The sequence below is a fragment of the Poseidonibacter lekithochrous genome (assembly GCF_018861145.1).
GTDB classification, from domain to species: Bacteria; Campylobacterota; Campylobacteria; order Campylobacterales; family Arcobacteraceae; genus Poseidonibacter; species Poseidonibacter lekithochrous_A.
The window spans coordinates 71,956-94,200 of record NZ_JAHKQT010000001.1; the positions used below are offsets into that span (position 1 = coordinate 71,956).

Below are 22,245 nucleotides of genomic sequence, written 5' to 3' on the forward strand. Positions count from 1 at the left end.
ATATTTACCTTTTAATTAAATATGTTTATTTGTGTTTTTAAGAATTTATTATTAAATTTAACAAGCTTAACCATCTGCTCTTTTTCAATACTTGAAGTATTTTCTTGTGTTACTAAAATGCAATTACTTTCATATAAAGCAGTAATCATTCCTGAACCATATTTATTGTTTCTAGTAACACTAAATTCAGCATTTTCACAATTTCCAAGGACAAGATTAACTCGTCCTTTTTTTGTTTTAAAAGTTTCTTTATTTTCTGCAATTATTACATCATGATAAAAGCCACTATTTCCTTGTATTTTATTTAATACAGGTATTGCAAATAGTTGCATATTAACCATTGCAGTTAATGGATTTCCAGGTAAACACATTACAAATGTTTGTTTATTTTTATCTTGAATACTTCCCATCATAATAGGACGACCTGGTTTTACATTTACTCCATGAAAAGCAGTTTCCAAACCATTTTTCACAAAAGCTTCACCCATGAAATCAGCATCTCCCATAGAAATACCACCTGTTGTAATAATCACATCATATGTTTTTAGATTACTTATAAAGTTTATTGATTCATCTAAGTTATCTGGAACAACTCCACTATAAGTAGCTGCAAATCCTGCTTCTTCTAAAAGTGAAACTAATGCATATGAATTACAGTTATATATCTCTTCTTCATTTGCATTTTCCCATGGCTCTTTTAGTTCATTACCAGTTGATACAACAGCAATTGAGATTTGCTTGAAAACTTCAATCATCATAAGACCTTGTGAAGCTAAAAGAGTTATATGAGAGGAGTTAATAACTTCACCTTTTTTGAACAATACATTGCCCTCTTTTTGTTCTTCACCTTTTAATCTTAAGTTACTTCCAACTTTTACATCTTCTGGAATTCTTACACTTGAATCACTTACATCAAAACAGTTTTCAATAGGAACAATAGTATTAGCATCACTAGGAACTTTTGCACCTGTCATAATCTTATAACATTCACCTTCTTCTAGAATAGCTTGAACATCATCACCTTTATCACCTGCAAATATCACTTTTTTGATTTTTAATACTTTTCCACAATCAGTTGATTTAAAAGCAAAACCATCCATTGCTGAGTTATTAAAAGATGGAAGATTTTTCTTACAAATCACATCAGATGAAACTACTCTTCCTAATGCTTTTGAAATAGGAACAATCTCTTTTAATGTTGTAGTTTTTGCTAAGTCTAGACTTATTTTCACAGCTTCCTCAAAGTCTAGAAAGTTTAATTTAAAGCTCATTTAAAACCCTTATTTGTCTATATTTTTTTGAAAATGTATTTACTATTTTTTCTATTTCTTCAACTTCAAAACTTTGCGTAAATGTCAAAGATATTGCATTTCTTGAAATTAATTCTTCATAGCCCATAGCTTGAATAACTCTTGAAGGCATTGATAATCCTAAAGAACAACCTTCACCATTTGTAATAAGTATAGAGTTTAAAGCTAGTGTTCGTATAATTTCTCTTGCTTTTATATTTTTTAACGCAAAATGAAGTGAGTATTCTAAAGTATCTTTTGAGTCAACAAAGAAATATATATCATCAGCAAAAGCATTTATTAGTTTTTCTTTAAATAACTCTTTTTGGCTTGTTTCAAAGTTTTGTATCTTTAATGATTCATTAATAGAATTTACAGCAACAACATCTTTAAAACCAATAACTTGTTCTTCAAATAATTCATTGTTAAACAATAAACAAGAAGATAAAGCAAAACCTGTTAGCTTATAAGTATCAAAATATATAGCATCACTACTTTTTGAGAAATCTGCACTTGCATTTGAAATAATTTTTGCAGAACTTAATTTTTTAACTTCAGCTAAATCAGTTTTAACAAAAGTATCAATTACATAAGAAGAGATAAATATAAAATCTACATTTGCATTTTCTAATTGTTTTTTATTTACTTGTCCATTTTTTTCTAAGTCAATCCATACAAGAGGAAAACCTAAATCTTCATAAGCTTTTGCAGCTTGAATAATTGCATATGATTCACCAACACAAACGGCTATTTTCCCTTTCTTTTTTAGTTCTAAGAATAAACCTAAAAATCCACTTTTACAAAAAGAAAATGTCACTAAATCTGAAAAAGAATATTTAGCTTTTAGCTCATTTTCTACTTTTAGAAAATCATCATTATTTTTTAATATATCAAGTGAAAGCTCATTAGTTATATGCAAATCTTGCACATTTGGGTATTGTAAAGAATTTAATTTAATCACTTCTGAGTATCCTTTGTACTTAGTATCTCTTTGTTATCTTTCAAAAATAGCTCTTTGAATCTTTCATCTGCATATTTTTTAATATCATACTGCAAGATTTTATAAGTTTGAATAACTTCTCTTGCTTTTGGAGTAAGAGAACTACCACTTAGTTCTCCTTGTCCTTTGTTTGTATGTACTAAAGCATCTTCAATATTATTCTCTAATATTTTAATATGACTCCATGCTTTTTTATAATTCATCCCAACTCTTTGGGCTGCTTTTGAAATAGAACCTGTTTCATCAATTAATTCTAAAACTTCAGTTTTCCCACCACCAAATATAAGATTTTTATTATCATCTTCTATCCAGATTTTAACTTTAACTTTCATGATGTCCCTTTTTTTCTCTAAAACATCCAAGTTGACAATGTACAACATCAAGGTCAGTACCCTTAATCGTAGAACCTACTGTATTTAAAGAAGTTTTTTTAGCTTCTTCCCAAAGAATCTCACATTCAAGCTTTTTTTTGCCATTGTAATTTTCTTCTAATTTGTTATAAACTGACATATTAGGTTCTTGAAATTTGATTTTTCCAAATACTCCTAACTCACAATTTGTAATTTTCAATCCTAAGCTTTTTGTAATTCCTGACATTTCTTTAGGCTCTCGACCTATTAAACGTGCAACTTTAAACGCTTTTAGACAAGATAGTTTCCCATCTTCATCTAAATTCGTCATTATTAACTCTTTTTGAATATCATCTATTTTAGAATCAATTTTATCATCAATACTAGACATCTATTCTTCCTTGATGTGTATATAAATTCATTTTCTTTCCTCTTGCAAAACCTATCATTGTAATACCATGTTTATGTGCTACTTGCACACCTAAATACGTTGGTGCAGTTCTTGATACAATAACAGGTATTCTATGCATTACAGCTTTTGTAACCATTTCAGAACTAAGTCTACCTGAAACAAATAAAACAGATTTTGTAGTATCTAAACCTTGTAATTTACATTTACCAACAACTTTATCAATTGCATTATGACGTCCTATATCTTCAGCAGTAATAGTCGAACCATCAAGTAAATAAATCATAGCTTTATGTACACATCCTGTTAAATTATAAAGTTCACTCTCTCTATAAAATATTTTTACTTCACTAGAAATTGTTTCAGGTTTAATTTTAAATGCCGTTTGGTTAAATGGTATTTCTAATGAACCTTCAATATTACCAGTAACTCCACCACCACAACCACTTACAAGTGTTTTTTCTTTGTATAGATTTTGTAAAGAATCTTCATCAATATTAGCTTTTATATCAACTCTTAATCCATCTTCACTTACAGTTAATTCTTCAATATCATCTACACTTGAAATTACATTTTCACTCATAAGAAAACCAATTGCATGGGCATCTTGATCTTTTGGAATACACATCATAGATATAGTTTTTTCACCATTTAAATACAAGTTCAGACGTGATTCATCAATAGTCACATCTTCAAATTCAGTTGCTTCATTTTCTATAAGTTTGTCAATAATTACTGTTTTTAAATATTTAGCGTTTTCTATATTTTCCATGTTTTTCCTTAATATGCAAATATAGCATATTTATATATAATAAAAAAGAAAAGTTGCTTTACTCCCTAAAGAGTAAAACTACTTAATCTATTTCTTTAAATCTTCATATTCTAAAATTTCAGGTCTAAATTGTTCTAAATATTCAACCGGTAATTTTCCTGTAATTACACCAGGAATATAACCTTTTACTGAAACAAAATACGAATATATTGTTTCAAATGTAAAGAACGAAATAATCGCACTTCCCATAAAGTGAACAAATAAAATCAATCTTTTAAACTGAATAGTTTCAGAATGTGTTGCTGCATCAGGGTACATAAACCAAATGATAAAACCACTTAATACAAGTAAGAACCCAAAGGCTACATACGCATAATAGTTAACTCTATTCATAGGTTCATATTTTCCTCGCAAAAAGATCTTATTCCAAATTTTAATACTTGGTCTGAAGAAGAATTTATGATCTTTAAAAGCAATAATAGTCATGATGAACCAAACTGGAATCCAGCCTACTCCAACAATTTCATGTGTTGCTCTCATAAATCTTGCAATATTTCCACCACCAGTCCAGTTTCCAAATGTAATTGAGAAACCAGTGATAAATAAATATATCATAATGATAATATTTAATAAAAGTACTATTCTTTGAAAAATAGAATATACTTGAACAGTATCTTGTGCTCTAGTAATTTTTGCTTGTTTTCTACCCTTTGCAACAATGAACATAGTTAAAAATAAAAAGAATTCAACAAGAAATACTATAGGTAATAAATGCTGTCTCTCTTCAAATGCTCTAATAACTTCTGGTGCAATTGCATGATAATCTGGTCCAAAAAGTCCCACTTCTTTTTGCTGATAATGAGTTAAACTATCAAAGGGAACAATTTGCCCAGTGAAGTTTCCTTGCATCATCTGTAAAATGAATTCATATACATATGAAATATCTGCAATAGTTGCTAACCAAAAGTACCAATATGTTAAAAGGCCGAATATAAAACCTATAACTAAATAGACTTTATATTCACTTAGAAAACTTTTATTTTCCATACGCTTTATCCCAACCATAAGGTGCAGATTGAACGCCATGTCCTGAAGACATTACTCTTTCTCTAAAAATATTTGATACAGATTCTGCATCACCTACTAATAGAGCTTTAGTAGAACACATAGCAGCACATACAGGAACTCTACCTTCAGAAATTCTGTTCTGACCGTATAATTCTCTTTCATGTTCACTATTTGTTTCTAATGGTCCACCTGCACACATAGTACATTTATCCATAACACCTTTTGTTCCAAATGCTCCATTTTTAGGGAACTGTGGAGCTCCAAATGGACAAGCATATAAACAATATGAACAACCAATACATTTATTTTTATCATGTAAAACGATTCCATCTTGTCTAATATAAAAACAATCTACTGGACATACTTGTTCACAAGGTGCATCAGTACAATGCATACAAGCAACAGATAGAGAAAACTCTAATCCTTGCTTACCTTCATTTACCGTTACAACTTTTCTTCTAGAGATTTCAACAGGTAGCTCATGAGCTTCGGCACAAGCAACTGAACAACCATCACAATGAATACATCTGTTTTCATCACAGTAAAATCTCATACTTGCGTAATCTACATTATTATTACTCATTTTGCTCTCCTATGCTCTTGCTACCTGACATAATCCACCCTTAGTTTCAGGAATTTGAGTAACAATGTCATAACCGTAGTTACTAACAGTATTTGCACTCTCACCTATTGCATAAGGAGCAGTTCCATCAGGATACTTATGTAGTAAACTCTCACCTTCCAATACACCAGCAAAGTGGAAAGGAATAAATATTCTATCAGGTGTTACTGAATATGAATAATGTGCTTTTACTTTAATTTTAGTTCCTTGAGGTGAATGAATCCACATCATTGAACCATCTCTAATTCCATGTTTACCAGCTAAATCTGGATTAATATCACAGAACATTTCTGGTGTTAATTTTGCTAAATACTTAGATGCTCTATTTTCCATACCAGCACCATTCATATTAACAAGTCTTCCTGTAACTAAGTTAATAGGGAAGTCTTTTGCCCAATCTTGTTTAGATTGTTCAGAAATATATCTCGTATCAACTCTCCAGTGATTTGGCTTATCAGCAAAACTTGGATAGTCTTTTGTTAAATCTGTTCGAGGTGTGTGTAATGGTTCCCTATGTTTAGGAATCTCATCTTCCCATCCCCATACTTTTGCTCTTGCTTTTGCATTTCCATAAGGAGCTATTCCAGCTTCCATACATTTTTCAGCAATAATATCAGATGTATCAACTTTCCAGTTTTTACCAATTTTTGACTTTTCATCTTCTGTTAAAGTTATTCCTAAAACAGCTTCAATATTGTCTTTATTTATCTCAGGATATCCATCTTTGTTATTTGAACCTATTGGTGCACTACCTTTAGCAGCTAATAAATCTTCACCATCACGTTCCATACCAAATCTATTTCTGAATCCCATACCACCTTCTTTAACAGGTCTATTAATGTTATATAACACTGGGCTTCCTGAATGAGATTCTGTCCAACAAGGCCATGGTAAACCATAGTACTCACCAGCCATTTCTCCATATCCTCTTAAAGATACTTCATCAAACATATGCCAGTTTTTCTGATGTTTCTTTAATCTTTCAGCTGTCCAACCTGTTAATCCAATAGTTTTGATGATTCTAGCCATCTCATCTGTTGCATCTTCTGGCCAAGTGAAGTCTTTTTTATTTTCCTTCATTTTCATACCAGCTGTAAATTCATCATAAAAACCTAGTCTTTTTGCTAATTCAAACATGATATCTTGATCTGTTTTACATTCATACATTGGCTCTACAACTTTCTCTCTCCATTGAGCAGATCTGTTTGTAGCCGTTACTGAACCACTAGTTTCAAACTGAGTAGTTGCTGGTAAAATATAAACATCATTTTGTTTATCAGTTAAAATAGCACCCTCATTAACAAATGGATCACAGAATACTGCAAGATCTAAGTTATCTAAAGCTTCTTTTACTTTTTTAGTTTGAGCAGTTGATGTAATACCATTACCCATTACTAATAGAGCTTTTAATCTAGTCCCAGCATTGTGAATAGCATCTTCACCTGGATTTTCACCAAGTACTCCAGCCCACCATCTAGCTAATGTAAAACCTTTTTTACCCATCCATGATGGATCTTTAAATCTTCCTTGAAGCCAATCAAAATCAACTCCCCATGAAGAAGCAAAGTACTTCCAAGAACCTTCACTTAAACCATAATATCCAGGTAAAGAATCAGCTAAACAACCGAAATCTGTAGCACCTTGAACATTATCGTGACCTCTAAGAATATTAGTTCCACCACCTTCAACACCCATATTACCAAGTGCTAACTGTAAAATTGGAGCCATTCTAGTATTAGATGTCCCATTTGAATGTTGCGTTAATCCCATAGCCCAAATTAATGTACCTGGTGTATTTTGTGCATAATGCTTAGTAATTTGTACAATTAAATCAGCATCAACACCTGTTACATCTGCAACTCTTTCAATCGGCCAGTTCTTAGCCTCTTCCATAATATCTTTCATTCCGAAAACTCTATCATTGATAAAGTTTTTATCATGCCACCCATTTTCAAAAATGATTTTTAACATTCCATACATAAATGGAATATCAGTACCAGGTCTGATTTGTGCATAATAGTCTGCTTTTGCAGCAGTTTTAGTAAATCTAGGATCTACTACAATTATTTTAGTGTTATTTCTTTCTTTTGCTTTTAAGAAATGTTGGAACCCTACTGGATGATTTACTGCTGGATTTGCTCCAAAAATAATTATCGCTTTAGAATTTTGTATATCTCCTAAAGAATTTGTCATAGCACCATAACCCCATGTGTTTGCCACCCCGGCAACTGTTGAGCTATGTCAAATTCTAGCTTGGTGATCTATATTATTAGTTCCAAACATTGCAGCAAATTTTCTGTAATAATATGATTGCTCATTACTGAATTTTGCTGATCCTAAAAACATTGTTGAATCTGGACCATCTTTTTGTCTAAGGTCTTCAAGTTTAGAAGCAATACCGTCTAAGGCTTCATCCCAAGAAATTCTTTTCCATTGACCATCTTTTTTCACCATCGGATGTTTAAGACGTACTTCAGATCTAACCATATCAATCATATCAGCACCTTTACAACAGTGCCCTCCAAGTGATACAGGATGATCTTGAGCAACTTCTTGTCTTACCCACACACCATTTTGTACTTCTGCTATTACACCACAACCTACAGAACAAGCTGTACAAACAGTTTTAACTGTTTTTGAACCAGGGAATGGATTTTTAATCTCTTCCTCTGTAGCTTTTCTAGTTGCTTCTGTACTAGCAAAAGAAGATGTTACTCCAAATGCAGTAGCTACTGCAGCCATTTTCATAAATGACCGACGTCCAACTTTTGCATTTAGAGTTTCATATGTATTTGCTGACATACATTACTCCTTTTTATTTTGCTTTCTTGTAATATTCTTCCCAAGTAGCACTTTTTTTGTATAAAATCTCTTTTTTAGTAGAGCTTCCTACAACAACACCATTATTTTCATCACCTTGAACTGATGAACTACCAGTTGCAGCCAATACACTAGTACCTGCAACCGCGGCAGCACCTGCTGCGACAATTGCTGTTTTCTTCGCAAAATTTCTTCTACTTTCTTGCACGACTGACCTCCTTATAGAAATTAAGCCCCTGAATTAGAGACTTTAATAAAAAAACAATTATTCTTTTATTAAAGCCTCTATAGGACTTTTAATCAATTAAATATCAGTTTCCATTGCAGTAACTGTATCAACTGGACCGTGATAGATTTCTTCTTTCTTAGGTCCTTGTTCTCTTAAAGCTTTATTTTTAGCTCTTCGTTCTAATTCTTCATCAGAAATTGTCTCTGCTTTCACTACTTTTTCAATTTTTTCTTTAGGTTTTGGTTTAGATACTTCTAAATATAACCTTTCAAATTCAGCAAAAGAGTGTAAAACAATCATTAACTGAGTATATATTTTAGCACTTTTATGTTCATAAATTTCTTTGGCAAATTCATCAACAAAATCATTTAAAATTTGAGAGAAGATGCAATGAACAGTATTTTCATACTCCTTCTCACCATTTGCTATTTTATCACATAATTCCGCCATAAAAGAAAAAATAAAACCAACTGAATCCTCATAATCAAAGAATTTTTTTTCATCACGTCTAAGTTTTGTTTTTGCAACAAATTGAATCATCTCAACTCTTTTTTTACCAGATTCAACTCCTTCATCATAATATGAAGCAGTAAGTCTTATCTTTTTATGAAGAGGACTATGAAATAAATCATCAAATTCTTGAACTAAAACAACATTTGAACTTGGATCTAATATATTTGAAATTTCTGATAAAGCTTTTCCTGATTCAACATCAAGAGGACTTTCTTTTAAAATATTAATTAATCTTACTAATTCAAAATAGTTCTCACTTTTAGATGAAACAATAAAAAAGTTAGCAAATAAATTATAGTAAAGAGCTCTTGCTTTGTTTATTGAATTATTATCTTTCATTAGGCAGTTCCTTTATTTTTTTGGTCATAATAGTTTTGCATCATAATTTTTGGTTTACAATCAGCACAGCAGTATAAAGATCTTTCTTTCACTGGATCATGTGCAAAAATTGGACCCATCATATTAGCTATTTTTGTAACAGCTTTTGTAGTTGCAAACTCAACTCCACACTCAACACATGCAAATAACTCATCCTGTGCAAGAATACTTTCTTTAAACCAAGTTGGCTCTAATTTTATAACATCTCGCTCAATTGTTAAACAATCAGTTTCCGGACATGAAACCTCACAATAACCACATGATGTACATAAACTTGGATTTAATCTTAAAGTATTATCACTTGCATCTGCTTGTAAGGCATCCACGTTACATGCCCCTACACAAACAAGACATAAGGTACATTTGTCTTCATTTACTTTTACAAGTCCATAATGTACATGTTCACCAGTTTTAACCTCACCTAAATCCTCATCCCCTACAATTTTTTGTAATCTATGAGAAAAAATTTCTCTTTTTTTAAGAGTATCTTGATTGAAATTAAACTGTGAGCCTTCAATAAATGAAACTTCATCTAGTGCTTTAATTAATTCTTCTTCAGTCATTGCAACTAAAATTGCATCTTTACCATATTTAGCTTGGTAAATATCATTTACTATTCGAATAGCATCTCCAGAACCTTTTGAAATAAAGTCTGAATAGAAAATCACTTGAGAACCTGAAATTTGAAGTAAAGTTAAAAATGAAGCTTCATGTAAAAATTTTTCACCTTCAATTGCGAAAGGTAAAACATTTTCTTTTAATGGAACCTCTAAAGAACTCATATTCATTTTCTCTGGAACTATTAAAGGATGAGTTTCTTCATAAAACTTACTCATCTCAAATAAAGATTCTTTATTTGATGGAGCATAATCTATTGCACCACTTGGACATACTGAAACACATCCTCCACAGCCATGACAGTCAATTTGAGAGAAACCTAAAGTTTTTGTTTCATCATCTTTTGTAATAGCAACTGTGGGACAAACTTCTTCACACTTAGAACAAATTTCCTCTCTTCTTTCATGATACTGACAAATACTATGGTCGTAAGTAGTAAATTTTTTATATGAATAAGAATTTATATTTTCTTTTAAAGTCTTTACAACTTCTTCTACACTTGATAAGTTAGGATCAAATGTTCCACTTTGATTTAATCCAATTTGCTTAGCATCAAACCAAACAATTTGAGATACATTTAAAGTAACATCTTTACCTTCATCATCAACAATTACAGATAAATTTCCAATATGTCCAGAAATTTCTTTTATTATCTCTTCTTTAACAGAAAACAATTCAAAATCATCTGCTTGTATTTCATTTGTAAAAGCTTCATACTCTTCTTGTGAGTTAGCAACAAGTAATAATTGTTTTGATACTTCTTCTTCATATGAGATATCTTGTGCAAAATCATATTTAGTTGCTGCAATTTCATAAAGTTTTAATACATTTTCAATTTTTGCAGAAACTGAATCATTTGAATTTTTAATATAAAAATCAATTTCATCAGCATTTAACTCTGATTCTACTTCTTTTGTATTTGAAATTAAAAAGTTTTTTTCTTTTGTCTCATTAATATCAGTAGTAACTAAAATCTCTTCACTAATTGGGAAGTCTAGTCCTTTTTGATTATAATATATAAATTCTTGCATATAACATGCCTTTTTGGTCAATAATATTTTACCTAATAATATATGTATAAAAGTTAAACAAGGCTTAAAGGTTACAAAGTATTTTAACAAGTATTTAAGAACTGTTACTTTTAACCTCTATAAAAAAATTAAATTTTTTTATAAGTAAAATATTAAAGCCATTTATTGATGATTTTTTAGTAAACTACATTATGATTAAACGTATACCAATATTACTTTTTATTTTTGCATTAATTTATATTTACTTTAAAGATGAAACTTTTACTAGTAATAAGATAACTATAGGTGCATCTATTCCCCAAACAGGAATTATAAAAACGTGGGGTGACTCAGTAACTGCTGGTGCAAACTCTTATTTTAAATATGCAAATGAAAATAATATCTTAGATAGAAAGAAAATAAACTTTTTGATTTATGATGATAAGTATGAACCAGAACTAGCAAGTGATAATGCAGAAAAACTTGTATTTCAAGATAAAGCATTTGCACTTTTTGGTTTTGTGGGAACTCCTACAGTAAAAAGTGTTTTGCCTTTATTATATGATGAAAACATTCCTTTTTTTGGTGCTTTTACAGGAGCCTCTTTCTTAAGAAATACCAACAATAAAAATTTTGTAAATTTTAGAAGTTCCTATGAAGAAGAAATTGAAGCTATAGTTAAACATTTATATAAAAATAACGGTCTTACTAGAATTGCAGTATTTTATCAAAATGATGATTATGGAGAAGAAGGTTATATATCATTAATCAACTCTTTAAAAAAAAGAGAGCTATCTTTAGTTGCAGAAGGCTCATATAAAAGAAATACATTTTCTATAAACCATGCTTTTAATGAGATAAAAGATGCAAGTCCTGAAGCTATTATAATGGTTGGAGCTTATAAAACGAATTCCTTATTTATCAAAAAAGCAAAAGAAAATGAGAAGTTAAAAAATACTATATTTTGTAATCTTTCTTTTGGAGATGCAAATTCTATGATTAAAGAATTAAAAAAACAAAAAACGAATACGGATAACCTTTTATTTTCACAAGTTGTACCTAATTATATAAATACTGATATCCCAGCGATACAAGAATATCAAACATTAATGAAAAAGTATTATCCTAAGCAAGAATTAGGTTTTATATCACTTGAGGCATTTTTATCTGCAAAAGTTTTAGTAAAAGCTATTCAAAGAATACAAGGTGATATGACAAGAGAAAAGCTTCTTAAAAGTTTGAAAAATCTTCCATATAATACTTTAAAAGGATTTTATATAAACTTTAGAAATACACAACTTCTAAACAAAGTTTATTTATTTCATTATAAAAACCCTAGATTTGAAAAGATAGAAGACTAAAATGAGTTTAAAAAAAATATTTGCTATCTTTGATAATTTAAGTTTCAAGTATAAAACATCTTTTTTAATATTTATTATTGCTGGTGGAATGATTTGTATTGTTGTATTATCTCAAGTTTTTACTTTTACAATAAAAGAAGATTTCGATGTTTTATTCGATAATAGAACAAAAACATTAATCAAATTAGAAAATATGAAAGATACATATAATGTAAATATTCAAGATACTATAAAAGATTTAAAAGAAAAAAACATCACTTATGATCAAGCCAAAGAAGTTTTAGATTTAGCTCAACAGCTAATTGAAAGAAACTGGAATGAATATAATGAAAATATAAAGAATAAATCAACTCCTTTATTTATCAATACTTTTATTAAAAAGTTTTTTATTAAAGAAGAAAAATATCATGAAAACAAGTTATTAAAAGAAGCTATAATAAAAAATATTAATAAAAAGTTATTTGAAATAAAAGACACCTTGATTAATTGTAAACTAGGAGAAGAATATCCTCGTTACACTGATTTAAATTTTAGTATAAATGCTATTTCTATTTATATAACAAGTTTGATTAACTATGATTTATCTCTTGCAATTAATGAAAAAAGAAATACTCAAAAAGTTTTTAATACAATTATGATGTTCTCATTTATTTCAATATTTTTAGTATTTTTATTCTCTATTATTCTTACAGTTCTAATAATCAATAACGTTAAAAATCTACATAATACTTTAGAGCAAAAAGTAGAAGAAAAAACAAAAGAATTAAAAGAACTAAATAAATATCTTGAAACAAAAGTTTCAAAAGAAGTAACGCAAAATAGAAAGAAAGATATTATTATGTTTCAGCAAGCAAGACTTGCATCTTTAGGTGAAATGTTAAATAATATTGCTCATCAGTGGAGACAACCTTTGGGTTCTTTAACTATGATAGTACAAAGTTTTCAGACAAAGATGCTAGTGGGAAAATTAACAAAAGAATTAGTAGATAGAAAAGTTGAAGACGCCCTATTTTTAGCACAAAACATGTCAAATACTCTTGATGATTTTAAAAACTTTTTTAGTCCCGATAAAACTAGAAGTAAATTTTGTATCAAAAATTGTATTGAACACTCTATGCAACTATCTAAATATTTATTAGAACAAGAAAATATAAAAATAAACTTGATAATAAAAGAAGATGTTGAAATAAATACTTTTTATAATGAACTATCACATGTATTCTTAAATATTATTTCTAATTCTAAAGATGCTTTATGTTCTAATGTTGATAAAGATGATAGAATTATTAAAATAATAATACATAAATATAAACAACATGTTATTATAAATATAATTGATAATGGTGGTGGAATTCCAGAAGAGATAAGCACTAAAATTTTTGAGCCTTATTATACGACAAAATATAAAAGTGCAGGAACAGGAATTGGTCTTTACATGTCAAAACAAATTGTTGAAAAACATATGAATGGAACAATTTTATATAAAACTGTTACACATAAAATAAAAGATAGAAGAAATTTTAATTGTTCCTTATTTACAATTAAAATTCCAATAATAAACGAAGAGGTTATAAATGCAAAATAATGATTTAAATATTCTACATGACTTTAATATTTTATATCTAGAAGATGATGAAAACTTATTAAAACATACACATGATGTACTTGAAGATTTTGTTAATAATATATATGCTGTTAAAACTTCAACAGAAGCAATGGAAATATTACTTAATAAAAAAGTAGATGTAATAATCTCAGATATATTACTTGAAAATGAAAATGGAATTGATTTTTTAAAACACATAAGAGAAAAGAATATCTATATTCCTACAATTTTAACAACTGCACATACTGATACAAAATACTTACTTGATGCTATTAAACTAAAAGTTGAAAACTATATTGTAAAACCTATTAATATAAAAGAATTACTAAATACTTTACATGACATTTTACTTCCCGTTGTTCAAAAAAAAGAGATTCAAAAAAATATTCATCTAATTAAAACAATATCTGCTATCACAGATAGTAAGCAAGTAGATATCATAAAATATATAATCAATACTTTAGATAATGAAAACCTTTTTACAGCTTCATATACAGATATTATGGAAGATTTTTCTATTTCTAAACCAACTCTTATAAAACTGTTTAAAGAATTAGCAGAAAAGGATATATTAGTAAAAGTAGCTCATAAAACTTATAAGTTTAATGAAGCTACTTTAGATAGTATTTAACTTGAAATAAACACAGTTAAATTATATGTAAACTATTTTTGAAACTCTTTTATTAAAACTAAAAGTTCTGATTCATTTATAGTTACTTCTAAACCATCTTTTTTGATTTTTCCACTTTTCAATTCTTCTAGTGAATTCATAGCATCTAGAATTCTATTATTTAAGTCGCTTTCTTTAGTGGATATTGATTCATTAGCATTTTCTTCTTTAATCAAAGAATCACTCTGCTTTGCTTCAATAATTACTTGTCCTAAGAGCCTTTGTTTTAAAGCTTGAATACTCTTTTCTATACCACTTAACATTTCTTCTATTTCTTTTTCTGAATATTCACCTTCTTTAATCTTCTCTTTTAATTCTCTTAAAAGTTTTTGTAAGGATTCAACTTCATCTTCAGTCATTCCTGTTTTTAATAAAGATATAATATCAGCAAGTAATTCTTCTGAAGTTTTATTTATCTCAGAAGTAGCACTCTTATCTTCTTTTTTATTATCATAATCATCCATTGTCTCTTGAAATGAAGCAGCGTTATTATTCTCTTCTACTTGACTTGTATTTTTATTATTAACTAAAGTAGAATACTCTGCTGTATTATTAGATGTAATTTCCAAAATAAATCCTTTAAATTACAGGTTTATCTATTCCAAACTTCTTATACCAATCATATGATAATACTATATGATGATTAGCTTCATTGTCCAGACTTTTAAGATATTCGTCATTAGGGTATGTTTTTGATAGTTTTAACCAGATATTAACAGCAAATAATAGATGAGCTTTTATATCTTTTGGAACTGGAATATATGGTCTAAAATCTGTAATACCTTCTTTTTCTAATTCAGCTAACTTTTCATCTGAAATATAATCTATTGGTGTATTTGTTCTTGGATTTCTAACTATTTTAGCTTCCATATCTTTTTGATATTGAGCATAATCAAATACTTGAACTGGTTCGTAATCTTTATTTATAACTTCATTCATTTTAAAACTTCTCTTATGTAATTTTTGCGTATTATAACAATATAATATTTAAAGGAAGAAAATGGCTTATAAAGAATATAAAGTTATCCATATAATGGAAGGTGGTTTAGGCACTATTATTTTAGGAGCTTCGGGAATTCCAATAAAAGAGATGGAAATAAGATTGAATAGAGAAGCTCAATCAGGATGGCAAGTAGTTTTTCAAATTGTTGAACAAAAAAGATTTTTATTATTTTGGACAAGAGAAGCTGTTGTCGTAACATTAGGAAGATAAATATGAATAAAGATGATATAGAACAGCAAGAAGAGTTTTTAAGAGAAGAAATAAATAAATTAGATGATGAAAAGAAAAAACTTTTTTTTACAAAAGTAGAAAAAGAGATAAAAGACCCAGATACTTATGCCTCATTAAATTTCTTATTTTTAACTGGAGTACATCATTTTTATTTAGAGAAATGGTTAAAAGGAAGTATTAATCTACTTTTATTTATTTTTGGGCTAGTTTTATTATTTGGAAGTACATTTTCATATGGATTTGGATTAGGGATCATCTTAACTATTGTTATTATAGAGTTAAATGAACTATTTAAATCTCAAATTATTGTACAAGATTATAATAATAAGGTTTTAGAAAAAAACCTTAAATTACTTAAGTAAAAATTAGTAGTTATTTACTTGGCTGTTGTGTTGATTTAATAGTCTCATTTGTAGTTTTAATAGTCTGATATCTATCTAATAAAATTGATCCCATGTAGCCAAGACCGGCAACTACAAGTATAATAATTAATATATTTTTCATGCTTTTCCTCAAATTTTTAATTTATTATAGAATAATTTATTTTAAAGAACATCCACATGAAGAAAAACTATTATCAGCTCTTAAATATGCTCTAGCTTTTTTAGAGATTAAATCAACAATAATATTTAAAAAAGCAGTCACAAGTAGTAGTAAAAACATTTTATCAAGTCTAAAATCAGCAATTGCAGAATCTATAAAGAATCCTAAAGTAGCAATTCCTAATATTCCTAAGATTGCACTTTCTCGCATAATAATTTCCCATCTATAAAATAAAAATGCTAAGAACTGATTGTAAACTCTTGGTAGTATTTCATAAAAATATTTTTCAGTTCTCTTTTTTGTAACATCAGGACGAAGTTCTAGTAAATTTGCTTCATGTCCTATTAGATGTCCAATAATTGAACCATTATGAAGCATTAAAGCTAAGGCTGCTGGAAGCATTGAGGGTCCAAATAATTGTAGGAATATATAAGCTAAAATATATTCAGGAGTTGATCTTAAGATTACTAAAAATACATGAGATGTCACTCTTGTAGGTTTTGAGAAAAACTTTTTTGAAACTAAAGGAAATAAAATCAAAGCTAAAAGTGCAGTCAAAAAAAGTGATAGTTGAGTTAAAATAATAGTATTAAAAACTCCTGGAAGTATCTCATTTGAAAAGATGTTATCAAACCAAGCTAGCGTTTTATCAAAGCCTAAATCATTTCTTATTGGATGTGGAACAATATCACTTGTTACAAACCTTACTAAATTATTCCAGTTAAAACCTGAGAAATCATCTAGATAAAAAAATGAAGCAATAGTTAAAGGAATAAAAGTATACTTGTTAAACCACCATTTAATAGTAGCAACTACAATATAAAATAAAATCAATATCATCCAAACTTCATTATAATAACCTTGCATAAAAGAACTAGAAAGGTAATATCCTAAAGTAGTAATTCCAACAAATCCTAAAATTGCAGTTGAACGAAGCGCGCACTCAAATCTATATAAAGTATATGAAACTAAGTGAGGAAAAGCATCTGGAATTTTAGTGAATATAAAATATGATATCTTACTTTTACCACGTAAAACTTCAGGAAAAGTGTCATGTTCTTCTAGTATTTCAGCATAAACTTTTGCAAGTATTGCACTATAAGGAATTATGATTGCAAGAATTGCTGTTAGTGTATTTAGTCCAAATATTTGTAAAAATATTAATGCCCAAAAAAGCTCATGAATTGCACGTGTAAAAGATAAGGATATTCGTACTAGCATATTAGAGAAAAATAATGATAAGAAAAAACCAATAATACAAGAGAGGAAAATAGATAAAATTGCAATTGAAATAGTATTTAAAAAAGCTTCAAATAAAACAGAATAATCACTAAAAGAAAGCTTTATAATTGAGAAAAAGAAATCTTCAACTAATAAAGAAGTATCAACTGTAGAAATAGATAAATCAGCAATAAAAAAACTGATTACTCCTACAATAAAAATTACAAAGCTTACTCTTAAATTTTTAGTCACAAACATAATACAACTTTTGTCTATCATCATCTGTTAAATCACTACATGCTTTATCAACTAAAACTTTTCCATTTTTAAGTCCAATTACTCTATGGAAATTTTTAATTGCTAAATCTACATTGTGTAGCGCACAAATTGAAGTTTCAAACTTCTGTGTTAATAGTTTTAAAGTTTTATCACTTAAATACTCATCAAGTGCAGAAATTGGTTCATCTGCTAATAAAATAGACTTCTCATCAAAAATTGCACGAGAAATTGCACATCTTTGTTTTTGTCCACCTGATAGGTTTGCTATTTTAGCATGAAGTTTATCTTCTAATTCTACTTCTTCTAATACTTTTAAGATTTTATCTTTATATAGTTTTGAAGGAAGAATTAGATTTCTTAAGTTTTTAAAAAGTGAGTTTTCATCAAGTTTAGAAATATAAACATTATGAAAAACTGACAAATTATTTACTAGACCTAACTCTTGTGGAATATAAGTTGAGTTTTCTTTTTGTAAATCAAAAAGATGTTTTAACAAAGTAGATTTTCCACTACCACTTTTACCTAGAAGGGCTACTTTTTCGCCCTTCTTTATAGATAAATCAAAATCAATTAAAACATCAAAATCTCCATAAGAGATAGTTTCTTCTTGTAAATTAAATGCCATATTTTAATTAGTCAATAAGACCAATTTCCTTAGCAGTTTCTAAAATTGGTTCAAAGTCAGAATTTTTAGCTTTAATAAATGCACTTCTTGGGAATGCATCTAAAATTGCTTTATCTTTTACATTTAATAATGCATTTGTAAGTTTTTCAGTAAATCCAGCTCCATAAACCTCATCTAAGTTACCATGTGCAGTAAATTGATAATCAGGGTAAGCAGGAGTTGTCCATAAAATTTCTACTTTAGAAGTATCAATGTTTCCAGCAGCTAATTCTCTATCCCAAACTTTAAAGTTAACAGCACCAGTTTGGTAAGCTCCACTTTCAACTAAAGAAATAGTTTTAGTATGACTTCCTGAGAAACCAACTTTTGTAAAGATATCTGTAGGAGCTTTTTTAAAGTTTTCTCTAATAAAATACTCAGGCATTAATCTACCACTTGTACTACCTTTAGAACCAAAAGTAAATGTTTTATCAGCAATTTCTTTTGGGAAAGCTTCATTCTTTTCTAAACCAAGTGCAGTATTTGCAATGATGTAAGATCTAAATTGTGTATCTTCAACACCTTGAGCAATTGCAATTGAACCTGGAACAACAAGTCTTGCTTTAACACCAGATAATCCACCAAACCATGCAAGTTGAACTTGATTGTTTCTAAATGCTGCAATAGATGCAGAATAAGATTTAACAGGGATAAACTTAACATCAACATCTAATTCTTTAGTTAAGTAAACAGCTAACTTAGAGAATCTTTCTTTTAATTGTGTTTCATCTTGATCTGGAATTGCAGTAAATGTAAAAGATTTTGCATATACAAAACCAACAATCATGATTAACATTAGTAATATTTTTTTCATAGGGTAATAACCTCAATAAGTTGAAGCATAAATAAAGATATAAAGTAAGATTGCAAATAATCATTCTCTTTATGTCAAACCTAAACCTTAGGTCTAAATGCTATTTAATTCGAAATCATACAATATCAAAAATAAACAAAAGATTAAATGGTAAATTTTTTTTTACTATTTATATACTATTAATATCAATTTAAAATAAAAAGATGTAAAATCATTTTATACTATTTTATTTAAAATAAAAAAGAGGTTATATGAATAACGAATATAAATTAACTAAATTCGTTCAAGCAGCAGGGTGCGCAGCAAAGATGGGTCCGGGGGATCTAAAACAAACTCTTTGTAATTTGTCACCAAGCGATGATAGAATTTTAGTAGGATTTGATACAGCAGAAGATGCTAGTGTATTTCAAATAAATGAAGAACAAGCTATTGTGCAAACATTAGATTTTATCACACCAGTTGTAGATGATCCATATATCTATGGACAAATTGCAGCAGCAAATGCTTTATCAGATGTCTTTGCTATGGGCGCAGAGGTAAAAACTGCTTTAAACATAGTAGGATTTGATAAAAAGAATTTACCATATGAAGCTTTAGCGGAAATTCTAAAAGGTGGAAATGAAAAAATTAAAGAGTGTGGTGGACTTTTATTAGGTGGTCATACTATTGAATCACCTGAAATGTATTATGGCTTATCAGTTACAGGAATGATTCATCCAAATGAAGTTGTAAGAAATAACACATCAAAAGTTGGACATGTTTTAGTTTTAACAAAACCTCTTGGAATGGGTATTTTAACAACTGCAATCAAAAGAGATTTATTAGCACTTGATAGAATGAAATATTGTGCGAATATTATGGCTGAATTAAACTATATTCCATCAAGAATTATGAAAAAATATGATGTGAGTTCTTGTACAGATATTACAGGATTTGGATTATTAGGACATAGTTTAGAATCAGTAAATGAAAATACATCATTTGTAATTCACGCAAATGATGTACCTGTTGTAAAAGACGCGATACAATTAGCACTAGATAAAGTAGTTCCAGGCGGAACAAGAAAAAATATGAAATATCTTGAAGATAAAGTTTTATATATGGATGGCTTAGATCCTATAGTTAAAACACTATTATGTGATGCTCAAACATCTGGTGGATTATTAATAGCAATGGATCCAAATGATGCTAAAGAATACATAAAAGAAATCCAAGATTTAAGTTTTGGATATGCTTCAATTATTGGAGAAGTTATTCCAAAAGGTGTAAAAGATATAATAGTACACTAATTAAAACTAGTCATAAAATGACTAGTTTTATCTTTCTTAAATTGATAAAATCATTTAAAACATTTTAGTTAAACCATTGTGTTACTGTATCAACACTTTGTCTTACTTTTTCTCTTGATGGCTCAACTTTTCTATAACCAAAAGGAACCATAACAGATGCACCAAACTCTTCGGTGTCTATATTTAATTCGTCTCTTAAAAATTCTTCAGTCTTTAAAGCATCGAAACCTTCTGTTGGACAAGAATCTATTCCCATATAAGCAGCACCTGTCATCATATTAGCTAATGCAATATAGTTTTGCTTAGTTGCCCAATCAAATAAATATCTCTCATCTTTTAATAAATCAAAATCTACTTTTTGGAATTGCTCATAAAATCCTAAATACATTTTTTGTACATCTTCAGGCATTTTTTTTACATCATTCATCATATGTTTAATATAATCACTATTATAAATCATACCTTTTTTCTTTCTTGCTAAAATTATTACAAAATGACTTGCTGTTGGAAGTGTTCCTTGAGCTCCCCAAGAGAATTCTTTTAATTTTTCTCGTAATGCTTCATTTTGAATAACTACAAATTTCCATGGTTCAAAACCAAAAGAACTTGGGCTTAATGTTCCTATTTCTAATATAGTATTAAAATCTTTTTCACTGATTTTTTTATCAGCATCAAACTCTTTTGTTGCATGTCTAAACTTCATAGCATCTAAAAACTTATTTTCCATAATAACTCCATTTTTATTTTAATTTGTATATAAATTTACTTTACAGTAATTTAAGTAAGTATTGGAATATTAACTATTTTGAACTTAATTTATCCTTGCAGTAATTAAAGTAAGTAAAGGAAATTAATATACTTTATGATATAGTTAGAAACAAAGGATTTAAATGTATAAAATCAATGATAAAGAATATCCTTGCTCAGTTGCATTAACAGTAGATATTTTTAATGATAAATGGAAACTATCAATTATATGGAATTTATTAAGTGAAGAAAAAAGATTTAAAGATCTACATAAAAGTATTTCAAAAATAACTCAAAAAACTTTAACTGTGAAATTAAAAGAATTAGAAGAAAAAAACATTATACATAGAGAAGTTTTTGCTCAAGTTCCACCAAAAGTAGTTTACTCATTAACACCAGCAGGAGAAAGACTAAGACCAGTATTTAAAGATATGTATAATTGGGGTATCTCATATGTTGAAGAACATGGTGAAATTACAGAAGATCATGAATGTTGTGAAATTGAAATATCTAAAAAAATAGGATTAAGAAAGTAACTTGTTAAGGGTTTGTTGAATTAGTTTTTGATACAATCCATCAAAATAAAAGTTAATAAAACTAAATAAGTGGCGAGAAGGTGTAGGAATCGAACCTACCGCGGCGTACACACGTAAACCGCCGATCAGGGTTGAAACCTGCGGTGCCCACCAGGGTCACATACCCCCCACTTAAGTTTGGAAGTTTACATTATTTAGTTTTA

25 protein-coding genes and 1 tRNA gene are annotated in these 22,245 nt (G+C 28.6%); 7 read left to right on the forward strand and 19 right to left on the reverse strand.

Annotated elements, in window-relative coordinates; all coding sequences use genetic code 11:
* Positions 1-11 precede the first annotated feature (11 nt).
* From KO488_RS00390 to KO488_RS00440, 11 genes are all read right to left on the reverse strand, one after another.
* Positions 12-1,271, reverse strand: coding sequence for a molybdopterin molybdotransferase MoeA (locus KO488_RS00390; RefSeq protein ID WP_216056795.1), 1,260 nt, complete (start codon positions 1,269-1,271; stop codon positions 12-14).
* Positions 1,261-2,250 (reverse strand): cysteine desulfurase, encoded by a 990-nt coding sequence (locus KO488_RS00395; protein ID WP_216056796.1) that lies wholly within the window; start codon positions 2,248-2,250, stop codon positions 1,261-1,263. Before KO488_RS00395 ends, KO488_RS00390 begins: the two co-directional genes overlap by 11 nt.
* Positions 2,247-2,621 carry a winged helix-turn-helix domain-containing protein gene (locus KO488_RS00400; RefSeq protein ID WP_216056797.1) on the reverse strand — a complete coding sequence of 125 codons (375 nt, stop codon included), beginning with the start codon at positions 2,619-2,621 and terminating at the stop codon, positions 2,247-2,249. Before KO488_RS00400 ends, KO488_RS00395 begins: the two co-directional genes overlap by 4 nt.
* Complete coding sequence (locus KO488_RS00405) at positions 2,611-3,030, reverse strand: ModE family transcriptional regulator (RefSeq protein ID WP_216056798.1); 420 nt, start codon at positions 3,028-3,030, stop codon at positions 2,611-2,613. The genes KO488_RS00400 and KO488_RS00405 overlap by 11 nt, the downstream gene beginning before the upstream one ends.
* Positions 3,023-3,820, reverse strand: a complete 798-nt coding sequence (gene fdhD / locus KO488_RS00410) for a formate dehydrogenase accessory sulfurtransferase FdhD (RefSeq protein ID WP_228318930.1) — start codon at positions 3,818-3,820, stop codon at positions 3,023-3,025. The genes KO488_RS00405 and fdhD overlap by 8 nt, the downstream gene beginning before the upstream one ends.
* 87 nt (positions 3,821-3,907) lie before the next feature.
* A complete protein-coding gene (locus tag KO488_RS00415; protein WP_228318931.1) occupies positions 3,908-4,867 on the reverse strand; it encodes a cytochrome b/b6 domain-containing protein in 960 nt (319 codons plus the stop codon).
* Positions 4,857-5,471, reverse strand: a complete 615-nt coding sequence (gene fdh3B, locus KO488_RS00420; RefSeq protein WP_216056799.1) for a formate dehydrogenase FDH3 subunit beta — start codon at positions 5,469-5,471, stop codon at positions 4,857-4,859. The genes KO488_RS00415 and fdh3B overlap by 11 nt, the downstream gene beginning before the upstream one ends.
* A 9-nt stretch (positions 5,472-5,480) precedes the next feature.
* Positions 5,481-8,312, reverse strand: coding sequence for a formate dehydrogenase subunit alpha (locus KO488_RS00425; RefSeq protein ID WP_216056800.1), 2,832 nt, complete (start codon positions 8,310-8,312; stop codon positions 5,481-5,483).
* Between the two features lie 13 nt (positions 8,313-8,325).
* A complete protein-coding gene (locus KO488_RS15360) occupies positions 8,326-8,538 on the reverse strand; it encodes a Tat pathway signal protein (protein WP_216056801.1) in 213 nt (70 codons plus the stop codon).
* A gap of 96 nt (positions 8,539-8,634) precedes the next feature.
* Positions 8,635-9,411, reverse strand: a complete 777-nt coding sequence (locus tag KO488_RS00435) for a TorD/DmsD family molecular chaperone (protein WP_216056802.1) — start codon at positions 9,409-9,411, stop codon at positions 8,635-8,637.
* On the reverse strand, positions 9,411-11,099 hold the full coding sequence (locus tag KO488_RS00440; protein WP_216056803.1) for a 4Fe-4S binding protein: 1,689 nt from the start codon (positions 11,097-11,099) through the stop codon (positions 9,411-9,413). Before KO488_RS00440 ends, KO488_RS00435 begins: the two co-directional genes overlap by 1 nt.
* A 191-nt stretch (positions 11,100-11,290) precedes the next feature.
* Between KO488_RS00440 and KO488_RS00445 the strand changes: the two genes are divergently transcribed.
* From KO488_RS00445 to KO488_RS00455, 3 genes are read left to right on the forward strand one after another with little or no spacing between them, the layout of a single operon-like run.
* Positions 11,291-12,439: an ABC transporter substrate-binding protein gene (locus tag KO488_RS00445; protein ID WP_216056804.1), complete on the forward strand. Its 1,149-nt coding sequence runs from the start codon at positions 11,291-11,293 to the stop codon at positions 12,437-12,439.
* A 1-nt stretch (position 12,440) separates the two neighbouring features.
* On the forward strand, positions 12,441-14,024 hold the full coding sequence (locus KO488_RS00450; RefSeq protein WP_228318933.1) for a sensor histidine kinase: 1,584 nt from the start codon (positions 12,441-12,443) through the stop codon (positions 14,022-14,024).
* A complete protein-coding gene (locus tag KO488_RS00455; protein WP_216056805.1) occupies positions 14,014-14,676 on the forward strand; it encodes a response regulator in 663 nt (220 codons plus the stop codon). The genes KO488_RS00450 and KO488_RS00455 overlap by 11 nt, the downstream gene beginning before the upstream one ends.
* Positions 14,677-14,708: 32 nt before the next feature.
* On the opposite strand, the gene KO488_RS00460 is transcribed toward KO488_RS00455, so the two are convergent.
* The gene (locus KO488_RS00460) at positions 14,709-15,284 is read right to left on the reverse strand and encodes a hypothetical protein (RefSeq protein WP_216056806.1); all 576 of its coding nucleotides are present in this window, start codon (positions 15,282-15,284) and stop codon (positions 14,709-14,711) included.
* A gap of 10 nt (positions 15,285-15,294) precedes the next feature.
* Positions 15,295-15,654, reverse strand: a complete 360-nt coding sequence (locus KO488_RS00465; RefSeq protein WP_216056807.1) for a hypothetical protein — start codon at positions 15,652-15,654, stop codon at positions 15,295-15,297.
* A gap of 61 nt (positions 15,655-15,715) precedes the next feature.
* Here KO488_RS00465 and KO488_RS00470 point away from each other — a divergent pair, with 61 nt between their 5' ends.
* The gene (locus tag KO488_RS00470) at positions 15,716-15,928 is read left to right on the forward strand and encodes a DUF4177 domain-containing protein (protein ID WP_216056808.1); all 213 of its coding nucleotides are present in this window, start codon (positions 15,716-15,718) and stop codon (positions 15,926-15,928) included.
* Between the two features lie 2 nt (positions 15,929-15,930).
* The gene (locus tag KO488_RS00475; RefSeq protein ID WP_216056809.1) at positions 15,931-16,311 is read left to right on the forward strand and encodes a hypothetical protein; all 381 of its coding nucleotides are present in this window, start codon (positions 15,931-15,933) and stop codon (positions 16,309-16,311) included.
* Positions 16,312-16,321: 10 nt separating this feature from the next.
* On the opposite strand, the gene KO488_RS15280 is transcribed toward KO488_RS00475, so the two are convergent.
* From KO488_RS15280 to KO488_RS00490, 4 genes are read right to left on the reverse strand one after another with little or no spacing between them, the layout of a single operon-like run.
* Positions 16,322-16,453: a hypothetical protein gene (locus KO488_RS15280; protein ID WP_266099282.1), complete on the reverse strand. Its 132-nt coding sequence runs from the start codon at positions 16,451-16,453 to the stop codon at positions 16,322-16,324.
* A 36-nt stretch (positions 16,454-16,489) separates the two neighbouring features.
* Entirely contained in the window at positions 16,490-17,965 is a 1,476-nt protein-coding gene (locus KO488_RS00480) for a PhnE/PtxC family ABC transporter permease (RefSeq protein WP_216056810.1), read from the reverse strand.
* The gene (locus tag KO488_RS00485; protein ID WP_216056811.1) at positions 17,958-18,617 is read right to left on the reverse strand and encodes an ATP-binding cassette domain-containing protein; all 660 of its coding nucleotides are present in this window, start codon (positions 18,615-18,617) and stop codon (positions 17,958-17,960) included. Before KO488_RS00485 ends, KO488_RS00480 begins: the two co-directional genes overlap by 8 nt.
* 7 nt (positions 18,618-18,624) lie before the next feature.
* Positions 18,625-19,470 (reverse strand): putative selenate ABC transporter substrate-binding protein, encoded by an 846-nt coding sequence (locus KO488_RS00490; protein WP_216056812.1) that lies wholly within the window; start codon positions 19,468-19,470, stop codon positions 18,625-18,627.
* Positions 19,471-19,721: 251 nt separating this feature from the next.
* Between KO488_RS00490 and selD the strand changes: the two genes are divergently transcribed.
* Positions 19,722-20,759: a selenide, water dikinase SelD gene (selD, locus tag KO488_RS00495; RefSeq protein ID WP_216056813.1), complete on the forward strand. Its 1,038-nt coding sequence runs from the start codon at positions 19,722-19,724 to the stop codon at positions 20,757-20,759.
* Positions 20,760-20,823: 64 nt separating this feature from the next.
* Here selD and KO488_RS00500 read toward each other — a convergent pair whose 3' ends face one another.
* Entirely contained in the window at positions 20,824-21,486 is a 663-nt protein-coding gene (locus KO488_RS00500) for an NAD(P)H-dependent oxidoreductase (protein WP_216056814.1), read from the reverse strand.
* A 163-nt stretch (positions 21,487-21,649) separates the two neighbouring features.
* On the opposite strand from KO488_RS00500, the gene KO488_RS00505 reads away from it, so the two are divergent.
* Positions 21,650-22,042, forward strand: coding sequence for a winged helix-turn-helix transcriptional regulator (locus KO488_RS00505; protein WP_216056815.1), 393 nt, complete (start codon positions 21,650-21,652; stop codon positions 22,040-22,042).
* A 70-nt stretch (positions 22,043-22,112) separates the two neighbouring features.
* On the opposite strand, the gene KO488_RS00510 is transcribed toward KO488_RS00505, so the two are convergent.
* Positions 22,113-22,211 (reverse strand) — tRNA-Sec (locus KO488_RS00510).
* Between the last annotated feature and the right edge of the window lie 34 nt (positions 22,212-22,245).